The organism is Mesorhizobium sp. M7A.F.Ca.US.006.04.2.1 (assembly GCF_004022915.1).
Lineage (GTDB): Bacteria > Pseudomonadota > Alphaproteobacteria > Rhizobiales > Rhizobiaceae > Mesorhizobium > Mesorhizobium ciceri.
Genome location: NZ_RZQA01000042.1, coordinates 1 through 15096 on the forward strand (window position 1 = coordinate 1; position 15096 = coordinate 15096).

General features: G+C 62.7%; 14 protein-coding genes and 1 pseudogene. 3 read left to right on the plus strand and 12 right to left on the minus strand.

All coding sequences use genetic code 11. The annotated features are described in order from the left end of the window. The 10 genes from EN925_RS41600 to EN925_RS04250 all read right to left on the minus strand — a co-directional run. A partial coding sequence (locus EN925_RS41600; RefSeq protein WP_348630316.1) for a biotin carboxylase N-terminal domain-containing protein occupies positions 1-301 on the minus strand: 301 nt, incomplete at its 3' end. A 144-nt stretch (positions 302-445) separates the two neighbouring features. Next, positions 446-1564 carry a branched-chain amino acid ABC transporter substrate-binding protein gene (locus tag EN925_RS04210; protein ID WP_013529097.1) on the minus strand — a complete coding sequence of 373 codons (1119 nt, stop codon included), beginning with the start codon at positions 1562-1564 and terminating at the stop codon, positions 446-448. 137 nt (positions 1565-1701) lie between these two features. Continuing rightward, positions 1702-2049 (minus strand): DUF6867 family protein, encoded by a 348-nt coding sequence (locus tag EN925_RS04215; protein ID WP_013529096.1) that lies wholly within the window; start codon positions 2047-2049, stop codon positions 1702-1704. Between the two features lie 111 nt (positions 2050-2160). Continuing rightward, entirely contained in the window at positions 2161-2889 is a 729-nt protein-coding gene (locus tag EN925_RS04220; RefSeq protein ID WP_013529095.1) for an ABC transporter ATP-binding protein, read from the minus strand. Further along, entirely contained in the window at positions 2889-4445 is a 1557-nt protein-coding gene (locus tag EN925_RS04225; protein ID WP_013529094.1) for an ATP-binding cassette domain-containing protein, read from the minus strand. The genes EN925_RS04220 and EN925_RS04225 overlap by 1 nt, the downstream gene beginning before the upstream one ends. Then, a complete protein-coding gene (gene livM / locus EN925_RS04230; protein ID WP_013529093.1) occupies positions 4445-6040 on the minus strand; it encodes a high-affinity branched-chain amino acid ABC transporter permease LivM in 1596 nt (531 codons plus the stop codon). Before livM ends, EN925_RS04225 begins: the two co-directional genes overlap by 1 nt. A 4-nt stretch (positions 6041-6044) precedes the next feature. Then, entirely contained in the window at positions 6045-6947 is a 903-nt protein-coding gene (locus tag EN925_RS04235) for a branched-chain amino acid ABC transporter permease (protein ID WP_013529092.1), read from the minus strand. Positions 6948-7281: 334 nt separating this feature from the next. After that, the gene (locus EN925_RS04240; protein ID WP_127384971.1) at positions 7282-8283 is read right to left on the minus strand and encodes a 4-hydroxyproline epimerase; all 1002 of its coding nucleotides are present in this window, start codon (positions 8281-8283) and stop codon (positions 7282-7284) included. A 32-nt stretch (positions 8284-8315) separates the two neighbouring features. Beyond that, the gene (locus EN925_RS04245) at positions 8316-9548 is read right to left on the minus strand and encodes an FAD-binding oxidoreductase (RefSeq protein WP_081714252.1); all 1233 of its coding nucleotides are present in this window, start codon (positions 9546-9548) and stop codon (positions 8316-8318) included. Positions 9549-9696: 148 nt separating this feature from the next. Then, entirely contained in the window at positions 9697-10590 is an 894-nt protein-coding gene (locus EN925_RS04250) for a dihydrodipicolinate synthase family protein (RefSeq protein ID WP_024502892.1), read from the minus strand. Between the two features lie 69 nt (positions 10591-10659). Between EN925_RS04250 and EN925_RS04255 the strand changes: the two genes are divergently transcribed. Next, positions 10660-11352 (plus strand): GntR family transcriptional regulator, encoded by a 693-nt coding sequence (locus tag EN925_RS04255; RefSeq protein WP_050596296.1) that lies wholly within the window; start codon positions 10660-10662, stop codon positions 11350-11352. A gap of 52 nt (positions 11353-11404) precedes the next feature. Here the strand turns inward: EN925_RS04255 and EN925_RS04260 are convergent, their stop codons facing one another. Both EN925_RS04260 and EN925_RS04265 read right to left on the minus strand, forming a co-directional pair. Then, positions 11405-11704: a hypothetical protein gene (locus tag EN925_RS04260; RefSeq protein ID WP_024502890.1), complete on the minus strand. Its 300-nt coding sequence runs from the start codon at positions 11702-11704 to the stop codon at positions 11405-11407. A 315-nt stretch (positions 11705-12019) separates the two neighbouring features. Further along, entirely contained in the window at positions 12020-13516 is a 1497-nt protein-coding gene (locus EN925_RS04265; RefSeq protein ID WP_013529086.1) for a CoA-acylating methylmalonate-semialdehyde dehydrogenase, read from the minus strand. Positions 13517-13733: 217 nt separating this feature from the next. Between EN925_RS04265 and EN925_RS04270 the strand changes: the two genes are divergently transcribed. Together EN925_RS04270 and EN925_RS04275 are read left to right on the plus strand one after the other, a co-directional pair. Then, positions 13734-14615 carry a LysR family transcriptional regulator gene (locus EN925_RS04270; RefSeq protein ID WP_013529085.1) on the plus strand — a complete coding sequence of 294 codons (882 nt, stop codon included), beginning with the start codon at positions 13734-13736 and terminating at the stop codon, positions 14613-14615. A gap of 216 nt (positions 14616-14831) precedes the next feature. After that, positions 14832-15096: pseudogene (locus EN925_RS04275) on the plus strand (hypothetical protein); the annotation flags it as partial.

Here is a 15096-nt window from a genome sequence, read left to right on the forward strand (position 1 = left end):
CCTGGTAGCTCTCGTCGGCCTTGAAGCGATGCAGGGAGTATTTGTCTTCCTCCGCCCAGATCGCCACGGTTTTGAGCCCGAGTTCGTTGGCCGCGCGGAAGACGCGAATGGCGATTTCGGACCGGTTGGCGACGAGGATCTTCGTGATGGCCAAGGACTGGGCTCCAGCGACGGAAGGAAGAGAAATCGGCGCAATGATTAGCGTGAAAATGCTGCAGTGCAAACGAAATTGACGCGCATTTAAACCGATTGAAATGGAATCATTGCGCCAAGGACCCTCCCCATTCCTCCGAACAGCCAAAAAAGCGCCGGCTTTCCGGTTAATGCACGATCATTGCCCGGCTAAGCATCGGCTCCACCGGCCGCCGCTGAACATGACGATGGCAAAAGAAAATGCCCGGCGCGAGGCGCCGGGCATCCGTAAATAGTCTGGAGACTGACGAGCTTACATCTTCTGGACGTAGGTGTACTTGCCGTCGTCGCCCTTCTTCCATTCGTACATGACGTAGCCGGGCAGCGTCGGGTCGCCCTTGGCGTCATAGGACAGGTCGCCGAGAACGGTCTTGAAGGGGCCGTTTTCATGCAGCGCCTTGGCAACTGCCTGCGGGTCGTTCGACTTGGCAGCGGTCGCTGCTTCCGCGATCGCCTGCACGGCGGCGTAGGAGTAGAGCGTGTAGGCTTCCGGCTCGAAACCCTGCGCGCGGAACTTCTCGACGAGTTCCTTGTTGGCGGGGATCAGGCGCGGATCCGGGCCGAACGTGTTGAGCGTGCCCGCAACTGCGTCGCCTGCGATCGAAGCCAGTTCGTTCGACACGATGCCATCGCCGGAAACCAGCGTTGCCTTGAGGCCCTGGTCGGCCGCCTGACGGATGATCAGGCCGGCTTCGGTGTGCAGGCCGCCCCAATAGATGATGGAAACGCCGGCTTCCTTCATCTTGGCGATCAGCGCCGAGAAGTCCTTGTCGCCGACATTGATGCCTTCATACATGACTTCCGTCACGCCCTTGGCGTTCATCGCCTTCTTGGTTTCGTCGGCAAGGCCCTGACCGTAGGTGGTCTTGTCGTGAACGACAGCGATCTTGGCGTCCTTGAAGTTGGCGGCGAGATACGCGCCGGCAATGCTGCCCTGCTGGTCGTCGCGTCCGCAGGTGCGGAACACGTTCCACAGACCGCGCTCGGTGAATTGCGGGTTGGTCGCGGCCGGCGTCACTTCGACGATGCCGTTTTCCGCATAGACTTCAGATGCCGGGATAGAGACGCCGGAGTTGAAGTGGCCGACCACGAACTTGACGCCGTCGCCGACGAACTTGTTGGCGACCGAGATACCCTGCTTCGGATCGGAGACGTCGTCGCCGACTTCGAGCTTGATCTGCTCGCCGTTGATGCCGCCCTTGGCATTGATGTCGGCGACAGCAGCTTCCGCCCCCTTCTGCAGCTGCGCGCCGAAGGCGGCGTTCGGACCGGTGATCGGGCCCGCGACGCCCATCATTACGTCAGCCCACGCGCTGCCGCCGAACGCGACAAGCGCGGTCAGGGCGACGGCGGACAAAAGTGACTTTTTCATTTAAACGCTCCCATTAACGGAGTGGGCGTGGATGAAGCTTTCATGCGATGCCCACCCTTATCGCAGAAAGCATAGTTTGCCGATTTTCAGGCACTTGTCACGCCGATTCAATTTCGAGGCGGCGTTAATGATGAACGTCAACCTTTCGGTTTCCAGCTCAAGAGTGAAGCTCTTTCGTAGAGCCAATTATACTGTGTCACCATCTGGTTGGTGCGCGTGTATTGATAGCCGACGAAGCCGAGGATCATCAGCACGATGGTGTCGACGACATAATAATGCAGCGAGAACATGGTGCCGCCGAACAGCGCGTGATGGATGAAGCGGATCGCGATGCCGAGGCCCAGCACATAGGCGAACAGCTGGATGAAGCTGCGCCACGTCTGGGCACTGGCCTTGCCCGTCATCCACGCCGCCCAGCCGCCGAGCAGACAGGTGACGAAGAAGAACTGCCAGATCGAGGGTTCCTCGTAAAGAATGCCCTGCATGGTGAAGTCTCCCTAGCATGATCCCGAAAAGTTGCGGACTTTCCGGACAAAGATCATGCGACAAACAAACAATCTGGAGCGGAATAGCGGTGCACGCATTCCGCTTCGAACTCAGTGGTGTCCGCCCTCGAGATAGGCGGCGCGCACTTCCGGATTGGCGAGCAGTTCCTTGCCGGTGCCGCTCATCGTCACATTGCCGTTGACCATGACGTAGCCGCGCGTGGCGAGCTTGAGCGCGCCGAAGGCGTTCTGCTCGACCAGGAACACGGTCAGCCCCTGGGTGCGGTTCAGTTCGCGGATGGCGTCGAAGATCTGTTTGACGATCAGCGGCGCGAGACCCAGCGACGGCTCGTCGAGCAAAAGCAGCTTCGGCCGTGCCATCAGCGCGCGTCCGATCGACAGCATCTGCTGCTCACCGCCCGACAGCGTGCCACCGCGCTGGGTGATGCGCTCCTTCAAACGCGGGAACAGCGTGAACACCTTCTCGACGTCCTCGTCATAGTGCTTGAGGTTGTCGAGGCTGGCGCCCATCTGCAGGTTTTCCATCACCGTCATGCGCGGAAAGATCCGCCGGCCCTCGGGCGATTGGGCAATGCGCATGCGCGCGATCTCGTGCGTCGGCATCTGGGTTATGTCGGTGCCGGCAAAGGTGATAGTCCCGGCGCGAGCCCGCGGCGCACCGAAAATAGTCATCATCAGCGTCGACTTGCCGGCGCCATTGGCACCGATCAGCGCCACGATCTCACCCTGCTTGACGGTGACATCGACGCCGTTCAGCGCCCGGATGTTGCCGTAATAGGTCTGCACGCCCTTGATATCGAGCAGCGTTGTCGCGGCCATCACTTGCCCCCTCCACGCTTGCCCGCCACGGGCTTGGCAGCGGTCTTGCTCGCGGTCTTTCCGGAGGCTGCCTTTGCAGTCTTTGCGGAAGCATGGCTCGTCGCCACCTTGCCCGCATCCACGCGGCGCGAAAATTCCGTGTCCCTGCCCTGGCCGAGCAGCCTAGCCTGTTTGACCCATTCCTCGCGCGCGATACGTCCGTCAAAAGCAAGATAGGCTTCGGCGGCCTCGACGTCGGCCTTTTTCCAGGCGCCGATCTGGTCGAAGTGGAAGATGCCGTGGTCGTTGAGCTTCTTCTCGTTGACCGTACCGATGCCCTTTATGCGGGTCAAATTGTCGGCCTTGCCGCCGCGAGGCGCAGCCAGCCGGTTGGAGATCTCTCCAGTCTTCGCCGCAGGCTTGGCGGATGCGGTCGACTTCGCCGCCGTGCCGGTTGCCGCCTTCGACGTCGCTTTCGGAGCAGGCTTTGCCTTCGCCGGCGGCACGGCTGCCTGCGAGGCTGCCTTGTTTGCCGCGGCGAGCGACCTGGCGTCGACCTGACCGGCCTTTGACGCTCCCTTGGCCACCGTAACCCGCTCGCCCGAACTATGGCCGACCGTGTCGGTCACCGGCCCGGCGAGATAGGACGACGATGTTCCCGGACCGTGCGCGGCATCCGGCCCCGTATCGAGCTGTTCGATGACATCTTCGTCGCCGACTTCGGTAAGGACCGCTTCGACTTCCTCGTCGTCGACGCCGAGATAGGCGGCGATGACGCGCGGATCGGTGCGCACCGACTGCGGACTGCCGTCGGAGATCTTGCGGCCATACTCCAGCACCACGACATGGTCGGAGATCTGCATGACCACCGACATGTCGTGCTCGATCAACAGGATCGAGGCGCCGGATGTGTTCTTGATGTCGATCAGCAGCTCGTTGAGCGCCGCCGATTCCTTCGGATTGAGGCCGGCCGCCGGCTCGTCGAGGCACAGAAGCTCGGGTCCCGTGCACATGGCGCGAGCGATCTCGAGACGGCGCTGCGCGCCATAGGGCAGGTCGCCGGCCGGGTCGTCGGCACGGTCGACAAGATCGGCCTTTTCCAGCCAATGCTTGGCGAGCTCCACCGATTCGGCCGAGGCCTTGCGATAGCCGCTGAAGCCGAACAGGCCAAGCACCGTGTAGCCCGATGCCTTCATCAGTTTGTTGTGCTGGGCGACCAGCAGGTTCTCCAGCAGGGTCATGCCGGAGAACAGGCGGATGTTCTGGAAGGTGCGCGCCACCTTGGCGCGCGCCGGGATTTCATGGTTGGGCAGCCGCTCGAGCAGGAAGGTCGAACCATCGTTCCGGTTGAGCGTGATCATGCCTTCCGAGGGCTTGTAGAAGCCGGTGATGCAATTGAACACCGTGGTCTTGCCGGCGCCGTTGGGGCCGATCAGCGCGGTGATCTCGCCGCGCTTGGCGGCGAAAGACAGATCCCCGATGGCCACCAGGCCACCGAACTTCATCGACAGATGATCGACCTGAAGGATAGCGTCGTTCATGCCCGAAGCGGCTTTCTGAACAGGGTTCGCATTCATCAGCCGTGTCCTTCCTTGGTGAAGGAGCTTGAGACGGCCTTTCGCTCCTTCAGGAAGGCGGTTGGTTCACGACTGCCGACGAAGCCGCGCGGCTTCCACAGCATGACGATGACCATGGCCATGCCGAACAGCAGCATGCGGTAGAGTTCCGGTGTGAAGTCCGGTCCGAAGACCTGCTTGAGGAAGTCGAGTTCGCGCAACGCCTCGGTGCCGCCGATCATCACCATTGCGGCGACCGCTATGCCGACCAGCGAGCCCATGCCACCGAGAACCACGATGGCCAGGATGATGGCCGATTCCAGGAAGACGAAGGATTCCGGGCTGACGAAGCCCTGCCGTGCGGCGAAGAATGCGCCGGCGAAGCCGCCGAACATCGCACCCGTGGCAAAGGCCGTAAGCTTCGTGGTGGTGGTGTTGATGCCGAGCGAGCGGCAGGCGATCTCGTCCTCGCGCAACGCTTCCCAGGCACGGCCGACCGGCATGCGCCGCAGCCGGATGGTGACGAAGGCTGTCAGCAGCGCCAGCGCCAGGATCAGGTAATAGAGGAAGATCTTGTAGTAGGCGCTCGATGTCGCCAGATGCAGCACCTTGGCGACGTAATTGGGGTCCGACACGTTGAAGGTCATCAGGCCGAAGAAGGTGACCTTCGGGATGCCGGAAATACCGGCTGAACCGTTGGTGACTTCCCGCCAGTTGATCAGCACCAGGCGGATGATCTCACCGAAAGCCAAGGTGACGATCGCCAGGTAATCGCCGCGCAGGCGCAGCACCGGGAAACCGAGCAGCACGCCCCAGAAGGCGGCCATGGCGCCGGCGGCCGGCAAAAGGATCCAGAACGACAGGCCGTACTGCGTGCCGAGCAGCGCATAGGCATAGGCGCCGACCGCGTAGAAGGCGACATAACCGAGGTCGAGCAGGCCGGCGAGGCCAACGACGATGTTCAGGCCCCAGGCCAGCATCACATAGATCAGGATCTGGATGCCGAAATTGTCGACCCATTTCAGCGAGCCTTGCAGTCCGCCGACGAACGACCAGGACATCAGCGACAGGATCGCCACCACCAGGATCGGATAGAGGATCAGCGCGGCAATGCCGAGTTTGGTGAAGTTGGCATGAATGAAGCCGCGGAAATAATAGATCACGCAGGCCAGCACATAGATGACCGACAAGGCGCGCAGGAACTGCAGATAGCCCGCCGGCTCCGCTCCCACCCATCCGACGAGAGAGCTGTTGACCGCAAACAACACCACCGCCGCGACCAAGGCCACGATGAAGGCCGGCAACTGGAAGAAGCGTGACGCCACGCTGGCCGGCAGCAGGCCGGTGGCGACGTCGGTGATCTTCTGGTTGGCCAGGAAGGGCTGTCCATAGGCGACATAGAGGAAGCGCCCGACAGCCGTGGCGATAACCACGGCGGCAAGCAGGCCCCAGCGTGTCGTCAGGACCAGTTCATTGGAAATGTTCTGGCCGGTCTTCAGGCCGATGAACAGCACGAACAGGCCAAACGATATGGCAGCGGCATAGAGCGCCTCACGCAATGCGCGCTGCATGGGGGTGGCGACGGTGTCGCGCTCCGGAGATACGGTGACGGCCATAGTCTCAGACCTTTTCGACTTCTGGCCGGCCCAATATGCCGGAAGGCAGGAAGATCAGCACGATGGCCAGGATCGAGAACGCCGCGACATCCTTGTAGTCGATCGAGAAATAGGCCGACCACATGCTCTCGATGAAGCCGATCATCAACCCGCCGACCACCGCGCCCGGCAGCGAACCGATGCCGCCCAGCACCGCCGCCGTGAAGGCTTTCACGCCCGGCGTGAAACCATCCGAGAAGGCAATGACGCCGTAATACATCAGGAACAAAGTGCCGGCGACCGCGGCAAGGGCCGCACCCATGATGAAGGTGATCGAGATGGTACGGTCGACATCGATGCCGAGCAGCGCCGCCATCTTGCGGTCCTGCTCACAGGCCCGTTGCGCTCGTCCAAGCGAGGTCTTGTTGACCAGATACCAGAACAGCGCCAGCAGCAGCGCCGTGACGACGACGATGATGATCTGCTTCAGCGACACGCTGATGCCGTTGATGTTGTAAACCTGGCTGACCATCGGCGGGATCGGCTTGTTGCGGGGACCCTGCGTCACCTGGACGAAGTTCGACAGCGCGATCGACATGCCGATGGCAGTGATCAGCGGGGCCAGTCGGAACGAACCGCGCAGCGGCCGGTAGGCCACCTTTTCGATCGTCCAGTTGTAGAGGCTGGTGAGCAGCATCGCCACGATCATCATGATCAGCAGCGCCAGCACAACCGGCACGGAATAGAACAGCGCGCCAAGGGCGAGGAAGACGATCAGTGCCGTGAAGGCACCCACCATGAAGATGTCGCCATGGGCGAAATTGATCATACCGATGATGCCGTAGACCATCGTGTAGCCGATCGCGATCAGCCCATAGATCGATCCCAGCGTCAGCCCGTTGATAAGCTGCTGGACAAAGTACTGCATGTGTACATGGCTCCCCTGGAATGTCGCCCATGCAGACGCATTCCTTTTCGTATTTCCCCTAGTCGTAAAGTTTCGAGCCCGGATTGCAACGTCATTTTTCAATCGTCATGCGTGTTTTCGAAGCACGCCGCCCGATTGCCCGTTTTCCATCATCCGACCCCTGGACTATCGCGGACCCTACCATTGGCATAACGCAATGTCTTTGACGATTCGACCGCATCATGCGCTCCGTTTCGAAGAAATCGCCGTCAAAATTAGGTGATGAAAGGAATCCTTGCGTTTTTGGCACGATCCATTTTTCAGGTCGTTGCTTTCCGCTAGGTCAGGATTCCCATCACTTGACAACAAACCCGTGCGCGAACGGGTCGCGGTCGTCGATGAAGATGGTGTTCAGTCCGGTCATCCGCGCCCAGCCGCCGATCGAGGCAATGATGGCCGGCTTGCCGGCCACGCTGACATCCTTTTCGACCTTGCCCTTGAACAGCGAACCGATGATCGATTCATGCACGAAGCTGTCTCCGGCCTTGAGTTTGCCCTTGGCATGAAGCTGCGCCATGCGCGCCGAGGTGCCGGTGCCGCAGGGCGAGCGGTCGATCGCCTTGTCGCCGTAGAACACGGCATTGCGGGCATCCGCCCCATCCACCGTCGGCGCACCGGTCCACAGCATGTGCGACAGCCGGTTGATGCCAGGATTTTCCGGATGCACGAAGGAATATTTCTCGTTGAGCCGCTGCCGCACCACCGGGCTCCAGGCGATGAAGTCGCCCGCCGAATGATCGGCCATGTCGCGATAGTTCTCCTGCGGCTCGACGATGGCGTAGAAGTTGCCGCCATAGGCGACGTCGACGGTGATTTCACCGAGCCCAGGGCATTCGACCGTCAGCCCCTCGGCATGGAGGAAGGATGGCACATTGGTGATGCGCACCTCCTCGACATAGTCGCCGACCTGCTTGTATTCGGCGACGACCAGCCCGGCCGGCGTGTCGAGCCTGAGCACGCCCGGCGTCTTTGGTTTGATCAGTCCGTGCTCGATGGCCATCGTCACCGTACCGATCGTGCCATGGCCGCACATCGGCAGGCAACCGGAGGTTTCGATGAACAGGATGGCGATGTCGCAATCCTCGCGCGTCGGCGGATAGAGGATCGAACCGGACATCACGTCGTGGCCGCGCGGCTCGAACATCAGCCCGGTGCGGATCCAGTCATACTCGGCCAGAAAATGCGCACGCCGCTCCATCATCGTCGCGCCCTGCAACAGCGGGCCGCCGCCGGCGACCAGCCGCACAGGATTGCCGCAGGTGTGGCCGTCTATGCAGAAGAAGGATTTCTTGGCCATGACGCTCCTCGAAAATCAAAAACCCGAAAAAATCAAAATCGTTGCGGACTGAAGGGGGCCAGATCGATCGGCGGAGTCTGCCCCAGGACAAGATCCCTGATCAACCGTCCGGTGGCCGCCGCCTGGGTCAGGCCGAGATGGCCATGGCCGAAGGCATAGACCACCGACCGCTTTCCCGGCGCGCCGCCGATGACGGGCACTGAATCCGGCAGCGAGGGGCGGAACCCCATCCATTCGCGCCCACCCGAGGGATCGAGCCCCGGCAGGAATTTCTGTGCCTTCTGCAGCAGCGCCTTCGACCTGGCATAATTGGGCGGCCGCTCGATGCCGCCGAGTTCGACGGCGCCGCCGACCCGCAGGCCCGTTTCGAGCGGCGTGACGACGAAACCATGGCCGGAGAAGATCAGCATCCGCTTCACGTCGAAGGCACTCGTGGGCAAGGTGGTGTTGTAGCCGCGCTCGGTCTCCAGCGGAATGCGATCGCCGAGTTGCTTGGCCAGCAGATGCGACCAGGCGCCGGCGGCGACGACGAGGTGCCGGGCCTGTCTGGTCGTGCCGTCTGCCAACGTCAGCGTCGCTCCATCCTGATCCGCCGCGACTTGGCTGATCCGGACCAGCTCAAAGCGAGCGCCCTTGGCCTGCGCATAGGTCCACACCGCTTTGCCCAGCAGTTTCGGGTCGGCGACCGTCTTCCATCCCGGCACGAATGTGCCTTTGATGAAGCGCGGCGACAGGCCCGGCTGCAAGGCGGCCAGTTCCTCGCCCTCGACGTGGCGGAAACCGATGCCGAAACGCTTACGCGCCGCCCAGCCGGGCAGCCCGGCCTGAAATTCGGCTTCGCTTTCGTAAAGCTCGAGCGAGCCATCCTCGCGCAGCATCGACCGCGTGCCGGAGCGGTCGAGCAAGCCCATCCACTCCGCCTCGGCAAGCTTCATCATGCCTGCTTGAGCGGCAAGGCTCGCCTCGTATTTCCCCGGCGCACCGGCGCGCCAGAAGCGGATCAGCCAGGGCAGAAGCGTCGGCAGGTAGGCGGGCGGGATGCTGAGCGGGCCGAGCGGATCGGCCAGCCATTTCGGCAGCTGCCGCATCATGCCCTTGTGCGCCAGCGGCAGCACGTCGGAGAAGGCGAAGGCGGCGGCATTGCCCGAGCTCGTCTCCTCGCAAATGCCTGTGCGATCGAAGACGGTGACCCTGCGTCCCGCCTCAGCGAGAGAAGCAGCGGCACAGATACCGATGATGCCGCCACCGACGATGGCTATGTCCAACCCTTCTCCCCGTTCACGGGGAGAAGGCGCCCGAAGGGCGGATGAGGGGCTGCGCCCCGCTTCTGTCGACTTGGAATTTCCTTGCACGTGGGCGCTGCCCCTTATCTGGCTGCCACCATCTTCTCCCTGCGAACAGGAAGAAGAAGCCTCAGAACTGCGGCAGTGTCGGCCGCACCGCGAGCGCATCCTTGACGATCTTCTCGACGGACTTGCGGCGATCGCCAGACAGCGGCTGTCGCGGCATACGAACGCGGTCATTTGTGTTGATCGCGAACACTTCGGCAAGCTTGATGTTTTGGACCAGATAGGTCGAGACGTCGAGATCGAGCAGCGGCCGGAACCAGCGGTAGATGCCGAGCGCCTCTTCGCGGCGACCCTGCTTCATCAGCTGGTAGATGGCGACCGTCTCGCGCGGGAACGCGGTGACCAGTCCGGCCACCCAACCGATGGCGCCGACCGACAGCGCCTCGAAGGCCAGATTGTCGACGCCGGTGAACAGGTCGTAGCGAGTGCCCAGGCGATTGATGATCTCGGTCGAACGACGGATGTCGTCGGAGGATTCCTTGATCGCGACAAAGCGCTCGTCCGACGCCAGCTCCTCCATCTGGTCGACGCTGACGTCGACGCGGTAGGCAAGCCGGTTGGAGTAGATCATGACCGGCAGGTCGCCAGCCTGCGCGACCGCGCGCAGCGCCGCGACCGTCTCTTCCGCATTGGTGTGGTAGATCGGGCTCGGCACGACCATCAGGCCGTTGGCGCCTTCCCGGCTCGCGCGCTTGGCGATGCTGGCGGCCTCGCGTGTGCCGGCCTCGTTGACCGTCAGCAGCACCGGCTTCTTGCCGGCGACCTTTTGTGCGGTCTTCAGCACCTCGATCTTCTCATCGGGCGACAGCATCGGCCCCTCGCCGAGCGATCCGCAAACGATGATGCCGTCGCAGCCAGCTTCCATCTGCAGGTTGAAGCAGCGCTCCATCTCGGCATGATCGAGGCGATCATCCGCGGTGAATTTGGTCGTGACGGCAGGAAAAACTCCGGTCCACATGATCATCTCTCCATCTGATATATCACTGGTATATCTATTAACAAACCCGCTGTCAATGCGAAATCCGTTATGATATATTCAAGATATATCAGGAGAGCGCATTTGATATCCACGGCAGCAAGCACCTCGGCGGAGCCGGCCGCGACCAGGGCCTACCATGTGCTCGAGCACATGATCGTCACGCTCGAACTGGCCCCGGCAAGCTTCGTCACCGAGGGCGCCCTGATCGACAGGCTCGGGCTTGGCAGGACACCGGTGCGCGAGGCGATCCAGCGGCTGGCCTGGGAAGGGCTGCTCGACATCAGGCCGCGCGCGGGCATCGCCATCGCCCCGCTGCATCCCGGCGACTGGCTGCGCGTGCTCGATGCGCGTCGCGGCGTCGAGGTGGTGCTGGCCCGCTCGGCCGCCCGCTTCGTCACCCGCGAGGCCGCCGACCTGTTTCACGAAGCAGCGCTTGCCATGCAGAAAGCGGTGATCTCGGGCAACGTGCTTGCCTTCATTCAGGCCGACAAGGCACTTGACGAAGCGTTGGCGCTGGCTGCCGACAATCCCTTCGCCGCCCGTTTGGCCGCCCCGTTGCAGACCCACAGCCGCCGCTTCTGGTTCCGCTACAAGGCCGAGACCGGTCTTGCCGAATCCGCCGAGCACCATGTCGCGCTGATCCGCTCGATCCTTGCCGGCGACGAGGAGGCCGCGGCCAAGGATGCCAAACGTCTGATGGCGCTGCTGCGCGGCCACGCCGAAACGGCGGCGACGCGCTGAGCGTCTTTTAATCCGATGCGCTTTCGTCGCCGGTGCTTCCTCGAAGCTCGGATCACGTCCCTGGCAAGGCAGCCGCCGCCATCAACGAACCGTCCCAGCCTTCGCCCGCCGTGATGACGCAGCTCTGACCATGCGTGTCGGTGGCAAGGATCGTCCAGGTGCCCTGGTCGGAGACGAATATCTCAAGAATGACGCTCGGGTTGACCAGGCCGCGCGCAGCCTCGCTTTCGTGGAATTTTTCCCCGAGCGCTTTGATCATATCCGCACGGGCTGCGCATTGCTCCGCCATCGCCGGGACGGCGGCAAACGCGGAAACCGCCGCGAAAAATAGCGTTGCCACAAGACGGGTCATCTGACACCTCCTTGCGCCAGACGATGTCCCCGAAGCTGTCGCCAGCGCCGTTGCTTGATCTGCCGTACCTCCTTGCGGCAGGACTGCAAACCAAGACGGCAGATGCCCACTTGGTTCCATCACATTAGCGTTCACGCAGATAGGGTCGTCACCGGACTGCAAAAAAGCCCGGGCGCGAGCGCCCGGGCCTCAAATTCAAAATCAATCTGTTGTCCGGTCAGTTCATCGTCGGGATGACGAATTCGGCACCGTCCTTGATGCCTGCCCGCGCGACCGCAGCCGAAGGCGAGGACGCGCAACCAGGAAATCGTCCGGTCAGTTCATCGTCGGGATGACGAATTCGGCACCGTCCTTGATCCCGGACGGCCAGCGCGAGGTCACCGTCTTGGTCTTGGTGTAGAAACGGAACGCGTCCGGGCCGTGCTGGTTGAGGTCGCCGAAGGAAGACGCCTTCCAACCGCCGAAGGTGTAGTAGGCGATCGGCACCGGGATCGGCACATTGATGCCGACCATGCCGACCTGGACACGGCTTGCGAAATCGCGCGCGGCATCGCCGTCACGGGTGAAGATGGCGACGCCATTGCCCATCTCGTGGTCGTTGGCGAGCTTGATCGCGCTCTCATAGGTCGGCGCGCGCACAACCGACAGCACCGGCCCAAAGATCTCTTCCTTGTAGATGCGCATGTCCGCGGTGACGTTGTCGAACAGGCAGCCGCCCATATAGTAGCCGTCTTCATAGCCCTGCATGGAGAAGCCGCGGCCGTCGACGACCAGCTTGGCGCCTTCCTTGACGCCGGTGTCGACATAGCCCTTGACCCGCTCCAGGGCTTGGCGCGTCACCAGCGGGCCGAAATCGGCGGAAGAGTCGGTCGAAGGACCGACCTTCAGGCTTTCGACGCGCGGGATCAGCTTTTCCATCAGCCGGTTGGCGGTGTCGTTGCCGACCGGGACGGCAACCGAGATCGCCATGCAGCGTTCGCCGGCCGAGCCGTAGCCGGCGCCGATCAGCGCGTCGACCGTCTGGTCCATGTCGGCATCGGGCATGATGATCATGTGGTTCTTGGCGCCGCCGAAGCACTGCACGCGCTTGCCGGCGGCCGTGCCGCGCGAATAGATGTAGTGGGCGATCGGCGTCGAGCCGACAAAGCCGATGGCCTTGATGTCGGGATCGTCGAGGATGGCGTCGACCACGTCCTTGTCGCCATTGACGACATTGAGGATGCCCGCCGGCAGGCCAGCTTCGAGGAACAGTTCGGCGATGCGCATCGGCACGCCCGGATCGCGCTCCGAAGGCTTCAGGATGAAGGCGTTGCCGCAGGCGATGGCCGGCGCGATCTTCCACAGCGGGATCATTGCCGGGAAGTTGAACGGTGTGATGCCGGCGACGACGCCGAGCGGCTGGCGCATCGAATAGACGTCGATGCCGGGGCCGGCGCCGTCGGTGAATTCACCCTTCATCATGTGCGGCGCGCCGATGCAGACTTCGACCACTTCGAGGCCGCGCTGGATGTCGCCCTTGGCGTCGGCGATCGTCTTGCCGTGCTCGCGCGCCAGGATGTCGGCCAGTTCGTCATAGTCGCGGGCGACCAGTTCGAGAAACTTCATCAGCACGCGCACGCGACGCTGCGGGTTGGTTGCGGCCCATTTCGGCTGCGCAGCCTTGGCGTTCTCCACCGCAGCGCGCAGTTCCGCCTGTGATGCCAGCGCCACCGTGCCGCGCACGGAGCCATCCATCGGCTGCATGACATCCTGCTTGCGGCCGCTGGTCCCGGCGACATGCTTGCCGCCGATGAAATGACCATAATCGATCATGATTTCTCTCCCTTGTTTGTGATGCTGCATTGTCCGCCTTTGGCCGGCGGATGGCAACGCGACGGAGAACGCAACCGTTGTGCGGAAAGTAGATAGCGGTTGACGGACGAGCATCAATTCTCGCAAATGCGGAGACCCGTCTGATAGCAGCAGGGATTGAGAGATTGAGTTCCCACCACAGGACGCGGCGTCAGCGATTGTCATCTGGACCATCCCCATGAACTGGGATGACGTCCGCATCTTCCTTGCCGTGGCGCGTGCCGGCCAGATCCTTGGCGCCGCCAAACGGCTGGAGCTCAACCACGCCACCGTCTCACGCCGCATCGCCGCACTCGAGGATGCGCTGCGGACAAAGCTGTTTCGCCGGCTGACCACCGGCAGCGAGCTGACTCCCGCCGGCGAGCGCTTCCTCGACATTGCCGAGCGCATGGAGGGCGACATGATCGCCGCGCGCTCGACCATATCAGGCGAAGGCGACGATGTTTCCGGCACGGTGCGCATCGGCGCCCCGGACGGTTTTGGCGTTGCCTTCCTGGCCAAGCGCCTTGGCGCGCTGACCGCCCTGCACCGCGAGCTGACGATCCAGCTGGTGCCGGTGCCGCGCTCCTTCTCCCTGTCGCGCCGCGAGGCGGACATCGCCATCACTGTCGAGCGGCCGACCGAAGGCCGGCTGGTGGCGGGAAAGCTGGTCGACTATTCGCTCGGCCTGTTTGCCTCGCGCGCTTATGTCGATGCCAATGGTCTGCCCAAAACAGCGGCCGAACTCGGCCAGCACACCCTTATCGGCTATGTGCCGGATCTCATTGTCAGCCCTTCGCTCGACTACGCGGCCGAATTCAGCGCGGACTGGCGCACCAGTTTCGCCATCTCCTCGGCGCTCGGCCAGGCCGAAGCAGTGCGCTCGGGCGCCGGCATCGGCATCCTGCACACCTTCGTCGCCCGCTCGATGCCGGAATTGGTGCCGGTCGATGTAGTCGCGCCGATCCGCCGCGCCTACTGGCTGGTCTATCACGAATCGGTCAGGCCGCTGCGCCGCGTTCAGATCGTCGCCAGCTTCATCACCAAGATGGTGGAGCGGGAGCGGAACCTGTTCGTCTGAGGCATGTCGCCCAAAACTGATCTCGGTTTTGGGCGAACGACATGCATAAACTAAGACGCTAAAGCGCATCGCATGAATCCGATCAAACGCGATACGCTTTGGCCGTGCCGCCTTTTCCTTGCCACAAAACCGGCCAGTGTGGCATCAGGCGTGCGGTCGCCGGCCACGGGCAGGTCGCCGGGTGGGGAACCTTTCAGAAAGCTGGCGCGGATAGACATGCGAGCCGTTCTTGCCATCCTGCCGCTGCTTTTCGTTTCCGCTTGCGCCAATCCGTGGACGAAGGTTCCGGAGGCCGAACTGCCCAAACCGATCCGCTACGCCATGGCGCGGCCTTCGCCTTTCGTCTTCGGCAATTATTGCGGCCCCGGCACCCGCACCGGCGATCTATCGGCCCGGCCGGCCGACCGCCTCGATGCGGCCTGCCAGACGCATGATGCCTGCTACATCGCCCGCCACAACCATTGCGACTGCGACGGCGCCC

Coding starts and splice junctions, on each gene's coding strand:
- EN925_RS04225 (WP_013529094.1), bottom strand. CDS start 4,445: ATGAATGCGAACCCTGTTCAGAAAGCCGCTTCGGGCATGAACGACGCT.
- EN925_RS04215 (WP_013529096.1), bottom strand. CDS start 2,049: ATGCAGGGCATTCTTTACGAGGAACCCTCGATCTGGCAGTTCTTCTTC.
- EN925_RS04270 (WP_013529085.1), top strand. CDS start 13,734: ATGAACTGGGATGACGTCCGCATCTTCCTTGCCGTGGCGCGTGCCGGC.
- EN925_RS04265 (WP_013529086.1), bottom strand. CDS start 13,516: ATGATCGATTATGGTCATTTCATCGGCGGCAAGCATGTCGCCGGGACC.
- EN925_RS04210 (WP_013529097.1), bottom strand. CDS start 1,564: ATGAAAAAGTCACTTTTGTCCGCCGTCGCCCTGACCGCGCTTGTCGCG.
- EN925_RS04260 (WP_024502890.1), bottom strand. CDS start 11,704: ATGACCCGTCTTGTGGCAACGCTATTTTTCGCGGCGGTTTCCGCGTTT.
- EN925_RS04220 (WP_013529095.1), bottom strand. CDS start 2,889: ATGGCCGCGACAACGCTGCTCGATATCAAGGGCGTGCAGACCTATTAC.
- EN925_RS04255 (WP_050596296.1), top strand. CDS start 10,660: ATGATATATTCAAGATATATCAGGAGAGCGCATTTGATATCCACGGCA.
- EN925_RS04235 (WP_013529092.1), bottom strand. CDS start 6,947: ATGCAGTACTTTGTCCAGCAGCTTATCAACGGGCTGACGCTGGGATCG.
- livM (WP_013529093.1), bottom strand. CDS start 6,040: ATGGCCGTCACCGTATCTCCGGAGCGCGACACCGTCGCCACCCCCATG.
- EN925_RS04240 (WP_127384971.1), bottom strand. CDS start 8,283: ATGGCCAAGAAATCCTTCTTCTGCATAGACGGCCACACCTGCGGCAAT.
- EN925_RS04250 (WP_024502892.1), bottom strand. CDS start 10,590: ATGTGGACCGGAGTTTTTCCTGCCGTCACGACCAAATTCACCGCGGAT.